This window comes from Methylomicrobium album BG8 (genome assembly GCF_000214275.2).
Lineage (GTDB): Bacteria > Pseudomonadota > Gammaproteobacteria > Methylococcales > Methylomonadaceae > Methylomicrobium > Methylomicrobium agile.
This window is the reverse complement of record NZ_CM001475.1, coordinates 2,366,127-2,377,909: the sequence shown is the minus strand read 5'-3', so window position 1 is coordinate 2,377,909 and position 11,783 is coordinate 2,366,127. Positions and strand designations below refer to the sequence as shown.

The window sequence follows — 11,783 nt, the reverse complement described above, 5'->3', positions numbered from 1 at the left end:
GCAAGTTAGAAGAAGGGGGAAATCGCCGAAAGAATGTCTATATGTGGATACTTGTGTTTATGCTAACACAATATATTGTGTTTGAAAGAAAAAAGAACCGAAAGTTCGCCGAATGCCGAAACGGAAAAAATACGCCTTGAAAAAAGGCTTTTAGAATCAAAGTAGAGAATCGAGCAAGCTGGGGGGACGGCCGGAAAAAATGACTGGCTTGTGCCGCTCCAAGAGCGAAAAACGGCCGCAATGGTTGCGTCCGGGTCAGAAAAAGCAGGGCAGGGGACTTGCAATAATATCCGAATCGGTTATTATAACCGGCTCACGGAGAGATGGCTGAGTGGTTTAAGGCAGCGGTCTTGAAAACCGTCGTGGGTTTGTAGCCCACCCAGAGTTCGAATCTCTGTCTCTCCGCCATCATATCTATCTGATTGAAAAGGAAAATAATTTTTCCTGTCGTAGCTCATAAACAGCGTTTGCTACAAAATGCTGTTACAAAAAATAGCTACGATATGCCTAAATGCCCCCATCTTTACCGGCGCGGAAATATCTTATATTTTCGAATTGTCGTTCCTGTTCGACTTCGTTCGGTTCTTCCCGTTCGCGAGTTTACCCAATCTCTCAATACCCAAAACTTAAGCAATGCCGTTCCTGCCGCGTATAAGCTCGCCAGTGACGCGAAATTATTATTCAACTATATTGATGAGCTTATGGCGGAAAAAGAGCTTAGAAACGATCTAATACAGGATTTGATTGAGCGCCTCGAAGAGAAAAGACAAAGCGAAGGATTTGATCTATCCAAAGCCGCCGAAGAGGCGAAAAAGAAAAATACCGGGTTGCCACTTAAAGCTATAGCAGCGTTAAAGAGAAAGGATATCGCATTCGATCTTCAGGAGGGACGCCATCAGGAAGAGTTGAGGCTGGCAAAACTGCAAGCAAGAGCGGAAGCTTTTGATAAGCTGGTCAATAGCCAGCAAGTAGCTGCACCACAAGCTCAACACGAGCCAATTAAAACGACATCCCCAAGCAAAGTGCCGATGCTATCCTCCGCCATTGCCACTTTTATGGCGCAATATGACCAAAGCAAAATCGGGATGCTCAAAAAGCATAAAACCGCGCTATCCAAATTTCTCGAATTCATTGGCAATAAACCGATTGACCAAATAAAACACGTCGATATAAACCGCTTTTTTGCCAACTTTGCGCACCATCACAACAAGAATTTTAAAAATTATAAAAGTTCGATTAAGCAACTGATTGAATGGGCTCGCTCATTGCATGAAGGTGCGTTCGATGGCGTTTACATAAATGAAGTCAAATATTCCGGCAATCGGAAAGAAAAGGAACGTTCACAACGATCATTTAAAGATGCAGAACTGTTACGGGTGTTCACTTGTGAGAAAATGCAGGGGTATTGTAACTCCGGTGCTGATGTTCATAAATTTTGGCTACCTGTGATCGGGCTTTACAGCGGTGCGCGAGTCAATGAGATATGCCAGTTAAATCCATTTACTGACATTGTGCATGGGGAAGGTGACGTTTGGTATTTTCACATCACAGAAGATACTGAAGCCGATGAAGATGTTCGTAAATCAACTAAAACCGAAGCGGCCAAAAGAGTTATTCCGATTCATTCAAAGCTAATTGATCTTGGCTTTTTGGATTACGTTGAGAGCCTTAAAAAGGCAAGGTATAAAAGGCTGTTTCCGCAATGGAAAGTTGCTGGAGGTCGAGCCGGTGCGAATGCTGGTAAAGACTTCGTGCGATTTATCGCCGACGTAGGACTTCGTGACGAGACGAAGGGTAAACAGCTAACGGGTATGCACGCATTCAGAAAAACAGCGCTAACACGAGCTTATCGGGGTAAATTCATTAAAGATATGCTATCAATCGTTGGTCATGAAAACGATCTGATGGACGAAACCGGCAGGGCTTTACCTGCCGTGACTATGGATTACATCGATGATGAGGAGCTTGTAATTCCGCTGGCGGATAAGAAAGCGACAATCGAAAAATTGCAGTTCGATATTCCGTTTTGTAAGCCAGTGAAGCCCACTTTTAAAAATCATAGGCGGGCTTCGTAATGCCCCCGCGTTACCGGGAAAACTTGCCGATTTCGATCAACGTGGCGCTGTCGCTGGCACCATTCTGAAATATGACGATGGTGTCGAGTTCGGGGTGATGGCCGGTGTAGAAAGTCTCAGAACCGGCGTGGTGGGTCTGCCGGTTGGTCATGGCTTCGTAAATGTCGGCGTGTTGGTCTAAGGTGATTGCTGAGATAATCATTTGTGCCTCTCTGGCTTTGTTTGTGGAGCGGGGATGGTAGCAAATGAAAATCGAAGTAAGCAAGCAGTTATCTTTTCTGAAAATCAGTTAGTTAAGTATGTTGTGACTTATTTTTAGGCCGATTATTTTGGTGTTAAAAGGCCGTAAAGTGCTTCTGCTTGCCTTTTTGTCTCGTTATCCGCCGTCAGGTTGGTTTTGCTGTTGAGGTAAAGCCGCGCCATTGTAATCAAGCAATTGGTCTATATTGATTTAGTGTTATTTCTTAAATATCAATATCCTTTCTAAGAAGATATCAATGAATCAAACAGACCACGTCGTTAAATATTTGAAAGATAATTTAGAAAATTTAAATTTGGAATGGATAAATACCGGAAGAGTCAGTGAAGACTGGAAATCTCAAATTTTTGGGCACACACTTTATAAACGCCAAATTGGTGTTTATAAAAGAAAAAACATGATTCTTGTTAGGCTTGAGAATAGCTACAATACTCATATTGATGGTGTGACTAAGTATTCAAAGATACCAGCCGGCGACTCATGGGAGGCGAGCTTTTCAAGATTCAGAGGGGGTAAGGGTGTCTGTGTGAAAGTCGATTCCTTAGAGAGCTTCAAAAAGCTACTAAATTGGTATTTTTCTGCTACTCAGAATTGAAAGTTTTTAACTCACAATAGATGCCTGACGCCATTTTGTTTAGCTCTTGTGAAATGTAGTGATATTTGCCAACTTCAGGCCGGTAGTCCTGTCTCGCGATTTTTCTTCTGCGTCGATACATATCCCGCTGCCAGTCTTGTTTTGTGGCATATCCTGGCCAGTTATAGATTGTGTAAAATTCGCCAAACTGCTGAATTAATTTGTTTCGGTCGGTTAAAGGGGATCGGATCGCGTGCTTGACGCCTTTAGCGGCAACTCCGAAAATTTCCTTAAAAGCGTGTTTGACGGTTTCAAGTTCGCCGGGATACAGCAAGATTTCGCCGTTGATATGGGTGATTGTTTTATCGAGGCTATTTTCATGTTCTCTCGTTGTCCAGAGAAGGGGCTTCCTGTTGAGGGTGTCTGATAACTTGCGATACAGCTTTTTATTTAGTGCGGTGGCGTCCATTCCATGAAGGTGCAGCGGAAGGCGAAACACGAACGGCGTGGGTTGCATGTTGTCTTGCCGGGCGTGCATGATGAACTGACACAACAGGAGTTTATGTAATGGGTTCAGTCGGGGATAGGGTAGTGGCTTGGCATTGAAGAATGTCGCCTTGAAGAAAGATAAATCTTTCTTACAGATATGACCCGAATTTTCGACCTTCATTGAGAGGGTCGCAGCCCTTGCCAGCCGTGCGTTTGCGCCTGCTCGTTTTTTACGATTTTCGGCCCTTCTTCGTTCCTTTTTTGTCACTTTTGGGTCATTGCCCATGCTATAATTTCCGCTCGTTTTGTTGGATCAATAGCCGGTTTCGGGTTGCCGCCCTGATCGGCTTTTTTATGTCTGGGCCTGATTTTCAAAATCGGTGCCCGATGTTGAAACGATGGTATTCCGCATCGCCGCCGTGCTCTAAGACTTCCCCTTTTTGCCGGTCAGTCTTCCATCGATACCAAGTCATCATTAAGTAATTCCGTTTCATCGTCGTCTTCGTCCTCTTTGAAACGATCTTGAGCCGCCTGCATTTCTTCGTCAGTCATCTTCTCGATAATCAATCGCGTGGGCTCTTGTATACCATTCAGGGAATCGTTGTTGTCTATTCTAAGTGCGCGTCTTGACACATCTTGCGTAATCTTGAGGCTGGTAGACAGTGCGGCCAGTGATCGCGCCTTAAGGGTGGCAGGGGTGGTAGGGTCGCCCGCCAACTCTTCGAGAGAGAGCGCCAGCGTTTCCCGTAGCTGGCGCACCAGTGATAGGTCATCGATTATCGAGGCCGCTATCTGGTGCTTTAGGTCATCGATAAAACCGGCATCGCTGAGTAACCGCTGCTTTGCCTGTTCGACGGCTTCTGTCGAGATCGTGCCGCGCTCGACGCCGTGCGTTCTGAAATAGCGTTGGAGCGTGCTAGCGCTGATGCCGGTCTCGGTCACAATGGCTGACAGTGTCCAGCCTGCCGCCCGTAATGTGATCGCTCGCTTGAGTTCGTCTGAGGTTTTAGGTCGCATACGGTAGACGCGCTCCTTTCGCCGCTTTGGCGGCTTTCTCAAGCCGTTGACGCTCAAGTTCCTTACAGATGGGCTCCAGACGATCTTTGATAAGCATTTTGATATCGGCCCAATCATAATAGGCTTTGCCGTCAAGCCCTTTCGTGTATGGGATTCGACCGTATTTAAGAACGTTCGAGCGTCTGCCGATTCGCCTATTCTCAGCCAGTAACATCGCAATATCGTTTTTAAAGTCGATGTCGTATCGATGCCGTTTGAGCCATGCGTAAATCAATACGGCCACCTGAGACGGTCTGAGTTTGGTTGAGTCAATCATCAATTACTTCTCCACTTTTCAAGCTTTCAATGTGCTGTTTTTTCCATTGCTGATAATTGCGCTCTGCTGCTTTAAATGCCTCTACGTGGTGTGACTTGTCCGGCAGATTGTCATTTTCAACACCAGCCTGCTTCAAATGCGCTCGAATTAGGTGAAACAGATAGGCGGAAAGGTTCGTTGGGTTCGTCATGTCAAATTGACCAACACCAGCTCCCCAACTCAAGCGACTGAGCTCTTTAATCTGCTCCGGGTGCAAGTAGACTCTGTGACAGATGTATCCAGCCTCCCACATTGCATCATGAAGACATTTGTCCTTTGCTCGTTGCCGCTGCTTAATTTCTGCAAAGGACAGATTTCTGCCTTCAAGTAATGGCTTAGCGCCTCTCTTTTTGAGCTCTTTCTCTTTCATAAAATCCTTATAGATATTTAAAAACAATACATTACAAATATATATTCTACATATTATTTAATGGACGTCCAGTTATTTATTTGACTAAATATAGGCTGTTCGCTATTCTTGACTACATATTAAACGTTCATCTTGTAATGTAGTCATAGGGGTAAACATCATGGCAAACGGTAAATTCATCGCTTATTATCGGGTCAGCACTCAAAAGCAAGGCCAATCCGGTCTTGGGCTGGAAGCTCAGGAATCTGCCGTAATGTCTTATCTGAATGGCGGACGATGGGAATTGGTGGAATCGTTTACCGAAATTGAAACCGGCAAGGGGGCGAACGCACTGGAACGCCGCCCCCAACTCCGGGCGGCTCTGGAACAGTGCAAGAAAATGAAGGCAACGCTGGTAATTGCAAAATTAGACCGGCTGGCCCGTAACGTTCATTTTGTGAGTGGTTTAATCGAGAGTGGCGTCGAGTTCATGGCCGCTGATATGCCTCACGCCAATAAAACGATGATCCAGATTCACGCCGTCATGAGCGAACATGAGCGGGACCAAATCAGCGCACGCACTAAGGCCGCTCTGACAGCCGCTAAGGCGCGTGGTGTCGTTCTGGGTGCCGCCGGTGCAGCCAACTTGAAACCGAACATTGAGGAGCGCCAGCAAGCCGCCGAAGAGTTTGCCGGTAAGCTGAAGGGTGTTATCGAAGGAATGAAGGCGCGTGGATTGTCTCAACGCGCCATGTGTGACGAGCTGAATAAGCTTGGTATTAAGACCGCGCGGGGCGGTGAGTGGTCACTGATTCAGTTGCAACGGGTAATGTCCAGAATTGCTCAAGGAATCAATGTTGTCCGGTAGTTTTGCAAGACGGTTTGACTAACTAGCTTGCCATTCTGCATATCGCGCACCTCGCGCAATAGCGTCCCGGCATCGAACGGGCAATCAGGATATGAAATGGTATCAGACGCAAACTCCCCGACCCTCGCCATTACGATCAGCTTTTGACCACTGCGTGCAAGAGTCTGATAATAATAGACGCATTTGTTGTCAAAGAAGGGTAGGGTCTTAACCAAACTGCCGTCTTTGCCGAAGATCAGAGCGGTAGGCACATAAAAAGCATTCTCGCCCGGCTGCGGACAGCCTACCACTACCTGTTGTGACCATTCTTCACTTTTGCAGAGCGGCGAATCCATAACCAGCATTGCGATTTTGCCCCCACCAATTTCTACATAAGAAGCCTGATCCGCTTGAGAAGCAAAGGGTTGAGTCATCAGCATCGCCAAAATTAATTTTTTCATTTAATCCTCTGGTTGAAAGAGCCTCAATTTGATTGGACCCCATGCAAATATTCAAATTTAACTGGATAACCTTGCCCATTTGGCTGGATAACTCTTTCTGTAAGGGTCGTAGAGACAATTTTTCCGTTCGCGTCCTTTGCTACTGCTATAGATTTTTCATATTGAGTGGCAACACATCCTGAGATAAGGAACGCTACTGCCAACACCGGCAATAGTGAAAATTTTCTTTTCATTGATATTGTTATTATGAGTATTAAGAAGGGGGGCAATTATCAGACATTCGGTTGAGAAAGTCTGTCAGCCAATGATTACAAAGCTGGCAATCGTGCTTAAATGGTGGATTTTCGTTAGAGCCAGCGATACAATGAGGCTGTAGCAGAGACTTGCTACAAAACTCTCTTTCTAATTAACAAAATGAGCTACAAAATCAATTGGTTATGGTGATTGCACGGACAGTCTCTGTCTCTCCGCCATTATACTCATAAAAATCAACAGCTTCCTGGGTTTCTAGCCAGTGCTTTGCCCACCACAGCGAATAATTCCGCAACAAGTAAGTGAGCGTGATAAAAACCAATGATGGCATCATCAGGGTCACAGCCACATAAGCTTGCACGATGCTGGACTGTAATGCCTTGAGCGGCAAGAAAGACGCCTTGCCGGTTTTGAAGCGTTGAAATGCAGTCGGTAATTTCAAGTTTACGGATGAAGTAATCGGATTCAGGGATTGCGTTTCAGTTTGAATGCCTCGCCTTTTTTGACTTTATTCCACAACCGGATCGCACGGCGGCGGACAAAATGTTTGCCCTCTCGTCTTTGCCGATCAGTCCTTCGCGGAGAAAACCGCCCGAGACGAGAGATGTACAGCTGATAAAGTCGCCCGGGGTTTTCCAGTTCACATCGCAAGAACATAGCTGGTCGATTGCGCAGCCTTTGTCGTTTACAATCGATTGTTCCGCTGTTCCGGGGCATTCGTCGTAACCGTTCACCACGTTGTCGCGATCGTCATCGACGTCTACCGTCGAAAGCTCTATCAGCAAACGAATGAACTGCATCACCTTTTCGTTGAAAACATCGTTGTGTCCATTGATGATCTCTTTGTCGACCCGGATATTCAGATAAGGATTTTGCGGAACGGTCCTGTTCAGATGCGTCAGCACCATGTTGTCGAAACGGGTCGAACCGCCTGGCGTTTGTAAGTCCCAAATGTTTTCCATCGTTTCGGAAGTCGCGGCCAGCATGGACTGGCCGTCTTTTAAAGGCTTCAGGGTATGGCTGATCAGCGGTTCGTAATGACCTACCGTGCTTCGGTCGGCTTCGCCTTCGTCCAGTTTCAGCATATGTTTGCAATCGGTTCGCACCAGATCGTCGTGTTCTTCGAAAAGCGTCGAGAATATCCGGCCCAGCGGAAACAGGATGCCGGTCGCGTCGTCGGCTTCCGAGGTCAGAATCGCCAAACGCGGCAACTGTCCCCGAAAGTAGCTGCAGCGCGACTGCGCCAAGTCGTAGAAAGGCGAGTACTGCAGCGCTTCGAATGCCGGGTTCAGCAGGACAATCAAATCGCCGAAGCCTTTTGCGTCTCCTGTATAGGCTTTGCCCTGTTGGCTGTCTATGAAGCGGCTGGCCAGGATTTGCGAAGTCGCACTGTAAACAACGGCGCCGCCGAAGCTGTGGCCGATCACGACGAGGCGGCTTCGGATCGGAGGCTTCAGCGCATTGCGTACATTGGCGATTTCTTCCAGTTTTATCAATAGTTCGGCGATGCCGAGATGGCCGACATCCTGGGCGGTATTTTTCCGATCCCAAAAAGTAAGATAATTGAACGGCGGCACGTCGATCGATTCACCGCGCCAGCCGACATAAATCCCGACGATTTTGCGGGCAGGCCGGCCCAATTTCTTACTGCGATCGGTTTCCATGTCGCTCAGTCTGGCAAGGTTTTCCCTAAAGCGCTCGATATTCGAATCCAGGGGATCTGGATTGGCGTTGTGATGCCAGCCGTGCACGAATACGGTCATTAAAACGCTTTCTTGGGCAGCTTTTGAGTAGAGCATGTCCAGCAGCGCATGCATCTGCCTGCGGTCGCGCACCTGACCCTGATCGTCGATTTCGACGAAACCCAAGGTATATTCGTTATTTGCCCCCGGATTGTAAATGTGTAGGGAGTTTCGCTCGCAGGCATTACCCGGAGAAACGGTACAGGGCTGATAGTTGCTCCGGTATATCGCATTCGATGCGCAACCGGTCAATAAGGCGGCTATGCAGATTAAGGCCCGCGCGGGGGATAGGGAAATCGGACTCATGAGTCTCTCCGAGGAAATGAAAACGAACCCGTGCGGTTCGGTAAAGTCTTTCCCGCATACCAATCCGTTTGTTCGGGCCAGCCGAGTTGTTCACATAAAATAACGACTCTGAGCGGGACGGGGTTTATAACCCCGTCCCCACTGTTTGAAAATTCTCCAAACACAAAATCATCCTCTCGGTTCATATCGCTTTAAACAGCAGCGTTGTAGGGTACGCTGTGCGTACCGGTTTCACCCACCCGTGGCTGTGGTACGCACAGCATACCCTACTATCGTTCGTCGCCGAGCCATTCGAAATCGGCGAAGCGGAATTTGTCGTTGTCCGATTTCAGCACTACATGCACTTGTTGCTTGTTGATCGCCGTCTTCGCCCCTCGGACTCGCGCGCGTGATCAACAGCGTTTCGCCACCAGTATTTTGCAAAAAAGCCAGATATTTTCCCGATGGCGACAATTGTAAATGACTGATGACCGGCAGCGACGCAAAAGCGGTAACCGGCGGCATGTCGGAGCCAGTGGCCGGGCGCGTTTCGGCATTCGCCAGACCGCCTTCCACGCACACCGTACGATCGGGCGGGGCGCTACAAGCGGCCGTCAGGGCAACGGTTATCAGCAAAAACCACATCCAAAGAATCCTCGAAACAGCGAAGTCAATTAAAATAAAAGTCAACAGTAGCAATTACTCTACTTTATCTCACAATTGAGAGCCACTACCAAAGTCTAACCCATAAACTATACCGACAATAAGAAAAAACTGTGGGCGCACACGTCACGACTGCACACTCATGCCCTTTAGGGTACCGCTGCGTCATTGCCATTAAATCAAGCCGTCATTCCGGCATGGATTGCCGGAATCCAGTTGCCAAGGATGGCAAGGGTAATAGGGGCGTCGCGGAAAATGGAAAAAATCGTACGCTAAGCGCTGCGAAGCAGCTCGCGCTGCAGAGGCACCCTACGGTCGCGCACCGTAGCCTGTCTCAGTTACCCTTGACGCGCAGCATCATCATTGTTCCGGCAGCCATTAACAGGGCTGCCAAGCCGAAACCAAGCACCGGCGAGACGGCTGTCCACACCAGGCCAACCGTGGCGCTGGAAATGAACTTGGCGATTCCGTTCACGGTGCCCAGCGCGCCGTAGCTCATGGCCAGCGTGTCCGGCTGAACCATCTCGGCCGTCACCGTGGATTCCAGGGCTTCCTGGACCGCGACATACAGGCCGGCTATGAAAAAGATGCCGGCCAGCAACGGCACGCTGTCGATGCCCACCCAGAATGCGAGCGCCGTCAACACCGCCGTGAGGACGCCCAACACATAGCCCGCGATCAGCACCGGCAAGTGACCGATTCGATCCGCCACCAGGCCTACCGGGTAGGACACGGCAACCTGGACGACATTGCGCCAGACGTAAAGCATGCCGGCCATTTGCACCGCCTGCACCACGCCCTGCGAGGCGGTGAGTATTTGCGTCGCCGCCAGAATCAAGAGGCTGTGCGAAAAATCGCCAATACCGAAAATTCCGACCGCGCCAAGGTAGCGCTTAAAACGCCCCGGCAAACCGCGCAGCGAACTGAAAAATTTGAGCGCCGGGTTCAGTGAGTACTCGGGATCTTTGACCAATGTCAAGAAAGCCAGCACCGCCAGCAGACCGGGAACGACCGAAAGCCACAAAACCAGACGGAACGGGCCGTCGTCAGCGTTCCAATCCAACGCTTGCATCCAGTTCGAGGCCGCCTCTCCCCACGGGAATGAACGCGCCCAGCCCAGCATCGCCACGCCCAACAGCGGACCGACGACCGCTCCGACGCTATCGGCCGCGCGGTGGAAGCCGAATGCCCTGCCGCGCGTTTCCGGCGTGACCGCCTGGATCACGATGGCATCGCGCAACGGGCCGCGCAGGCCCTTGCCGAACCATGACACCACGCGCCCCAACAACAAAAGCGGCCAGCCGGACGCCAGGGCGATCAGCGCTTGGCCTACGGGCGTCAGGCCATAGCCGAGCAGCACCAGTAATTTGCGGTGTCCCAGTTTGTCGGCAATATAGCCGGACGCCATTTTGGTAAAACTCATCACCGCGTCGGCAATACCTTCGATGATGCCCAGCACTGCTGCCGGAATGCCGAGCACTGCCAGAAAACCGGGCAGAATGACGGTGGTGGTTTCGTAGCAGAAATCGCCCAGTGAACTGGTAATGCCGGCGCCTACCACGGTACGGTTGAGCCATCCGTTGCTTTGCTTAGCCTCGGTGGCCGCCGTATTATTGGATTCGCTCATTCTATTCTCCCGGTAGTCGCGCTTTTTTAAAGCGCCTTCTTTACGTTATTGCAGTTCGTTGGGATAGTGGCGGTTTTCGTCATGGGCTTCGAACACGCGCCGGGCGTAGGCGTCCAGCGAGGCTTCGCACCCTTTGAGACGTTCGGCCACTTCGGCCGCCAAGGTAGCGCCGTAGAAGTCCAGCCTGGCGATTTTCTCCAGCCACGACTGGAGTTTTCTGAGATCCACATCGTTCTCTTCCAGCTCGGCATAAGTGAAATGCTCGGCCGCTGTTTCCTTGGCAATCTCGGCCTCGAAGTCGGCGCACTTGCCGAGGAACTCGCGGTATTCCTCATCGCGGTCCGCCTTGAAGCGGGCCACCACCTTCTCCTCCTGCGCGCGGTCGAGGGCGACCGTTTCCAGCAGAATGGATTCGCCCGCCATCTCGTTGATCTCGTTCTCGATAATCTTGAGCCGCCGCGTGTGGTCATCTGTCTTGGGCAGAAGGCACACCCCGTTCTGTAAATAAACAGCCCCCATGCCTTTGAGCTTGCGCCACAGCGCGATGCGCTTCTTGGCCGGTTCAGGAGGGACTTTGTACGTGAGCAATAACTAGTTTTTTGTATTCATATGAACAATCATAATGTAACGATAGTTATATTATAAAGAAAACGTATGTAATGCCACTATTCTGTGATTGCCTTAGGGTGTCCGGTCGAAGCATACCCTAACCTGACATTAATACCCCGCGATTCTGACAAAAATGTAATCTTCCCGTCATCGCCGCGTCAGGCGCGAGTTGTTATCGT

Annotated in this window: 15 protein-coding genes and 1 tRNA gene; 4 read left to right on the top strand and 12 right to left on the bottom strand. The window is 49.5% G+C overall.

Going from position 1 to position 11,783, the window contains the following annotated elements:
* Window positions 1-317: 317 nt before the first annotated feature.
* Window positions 318-408 (top strand) — tRNA-Ser (locus tag METAL_RS10270).
* A 14-nt stretch (window positions 409-422) separates the two neighbouring features.
* Window positions 423-2,075: a DUF6538 domain-containing protein gene (locus tag METAL_RS10265; RefSeq protein WP_040578325.1), complete on the top strand. Its 1,653-nt coding sequence runs from the start codon at window positions 423-425 to the stop codon at window positions 2,073-2,075.
* A 10-nt stretch (window positions 2,076-2,085) separates the two neighbouring features.
* On the opposite strand, the gene METAL_RS10260 is transcribed toward METAL_RS10265, so the two are convergent.
* Window positions 2,086-2,277, bottom strand: a complete 192-nt coding sequence (locus METAL_RS10260) for a hypothetical protein (protein WP_005372078.1) — start codon at window positions 2,275-2,277, stop codon at window positions 2,086-2,088.
* 295 nt (window positions 2,278-2,572) lie between these two features.
* On the opposite strand from METAL_RS10260, the gene METAL_RS20760 reads away from it, so the two are divergent.
* Entirely contained in the window at window positions 2,573-2,929 is a 357-nt protein-coding gene (locus tag METAL_RS20760) for a hypothetical protein (protein ID WP_213069361.1), read from the top strand.
* Here the strand turns inward: METAL_RS20760 and METAL_RS10255 are convergent.
* The 4 genes from METAL_RS10255 to METAL_RS10240 form a co-directional block, all read right to left on the bottom strand.
* Complete coding sequence (locus tag METAL_RS10255) at window positions 2,916-3,683, bottom strand: hypothetical protein (protein ID WP_005372076.1); 768 nt, start codon at window positions 3,681-3,683, stop codon at window positions 2,916-2,918. The two genes, METAL_RS20760 and METAL_RS10255, sit on opposite strands and share 14 nt — an antisense overlap.
* Before the next feature lie 161 nt (window positions 3,684-3,844).
* A complete protein-coding gene (locus METAL_RS10250) occupies window positions 3,845-4,414 on the bottom strand; it encodes a helix-turn-helix domain-containing protein (RefSeq protein ID WP_005372075.1) in 570 nt (189 codons plus the stop codon).
* Complete coding sequence (locus tag METAL_RS10245) at window positions 4,404-4,730, bottom strand: hypothetical protein (RefSeq protein WP_005372074.1); 327 nt, start codon at window positions 4,728-4,730, stop codon at window positions 4,404-4,406. The genes METAL_RS10250 and METAL_RS10245 overlap by 11 nt, the downstream gene beginning before the upstream one ends.
* Entirely contained in the window at window positions 4,723-5,139 is a 417-nt protein-coding gene (locus METAL_RS10240; protein ID WP_005372073.1) for a hypothetical protein, read from the bottom strand. Before METAL_RS10240 ends, METAL_RS10245 begins: the two co-directional genes overlap by 8 nt.
* A gap of 160 nt (window positions 5,140-5,299) precedes the next feature.
* On the opposite strand from METAL_RS10240, the gene METAL_RS10235 reads away from it, so the two are divergent.
* On the top strand, window positions 5,300-5,986 hold the full coding sequence (locus METAL_RS10235) for a recombinase family protein (RefSeq protein ID WP_005372072.1): 687 nt from the start codon (window positions 5,300-5,302) through the stop codon (window positions 5,984-5,986).
* Here METAL_RS10235 and METAL_RS10230 read toward each other — a convergent pair.
* From METAL_RS10230 to METAL_RS10210, 7 genes are all read right to left on the bottom strand, one after another.
* Window positions 5,962-6,426 (bottom strand): hypothetical protein, encoded by a 465-nt coding sequence (locus METAL_RS10230; RefSeq protein WP_005372071.1) that lies wholly within the window; start codon window positions 6,424-6,426, stop codon window positions 5,962-5,964. The genes METAL_RS10235 and METAL_RS10230 overlap by 25 nt on opposite strands.
* Window positions 6,427-6,449: 23 nt before the next feature.
* The gene (locus tag METAL_RS20755) at window positions 6,450-6,659 is read right to left on the bottom strand and encodes a hypothetical protein (RefSeq protein ID WP_213069360.1); all 210 of its coding nucleotides are present in this window, start codon (window positions 6,657-6,659) and stop codon (window positions 6,450-6,452) included.
* Between the two features lie 194 nt (window positions 6,660-6,853).
* Window positions 6,854-7,120, bottom strand: a complete 267-nt coding sequence (locus tag METAL_RS10225; protein WP_040578324.1) for a hypothetical protein — start codon at window positions 7,118-7,120, stop codon at window positions 6,854-6,856.
* A gap of 37 nt (window positions 7,121-7,157) precedes the next feature.
* Window positions 7,158-8,726, bottom strand: a complete 1,569-nt coding sequence (locus METAL_RS10220; RefSeq protein ID WP_005372070.1) for a hypothetical protein — start codon at window positions 8,724-8,726, stop codon at window positions 7,158-7,160.
* A gap of 231 nt (window positions 8,727-8,957) precedes the next feature.
* On the bottom strand, window positions 8,958-9,404 hold the full coding sequence (locus tag METAL_RS20750) for a hypothetical protein (RefSeq protein ID WP_157203465.1): 447 nt from the start codon (window positions 9,402-9,404) through the stop codon (window positions 8,958-8,960).
* A gap of 298 nt (window positions 9,405-9,702) precedes the next feature.
* Window positions 9,703-10,995, bottom strand: a complete 1,293-nt coding sequence (locus tag METAL_RS10215; protein WP_005372069.1) for an MFS transporter — start codon at window positions 10,993-10,995, stop codon at window positions 9,703-9,705.
* Between the two features lie 45 nt (window positions 10,996-11,040).
* On the bottom strand, window positions 11,041-11,583 hold the full coding sequence (locus tag METAL_RS10210) for a Chromate resistance protein ChrB (protein ID WP_005372066.1): 543 nt from the start codon (window positions 11,581-11,583) through the stop codon (window positions 11,041-11,043).
* Between the last annotated feature and the right edge of the window lie 200 nt (window positions 11,584-11,783).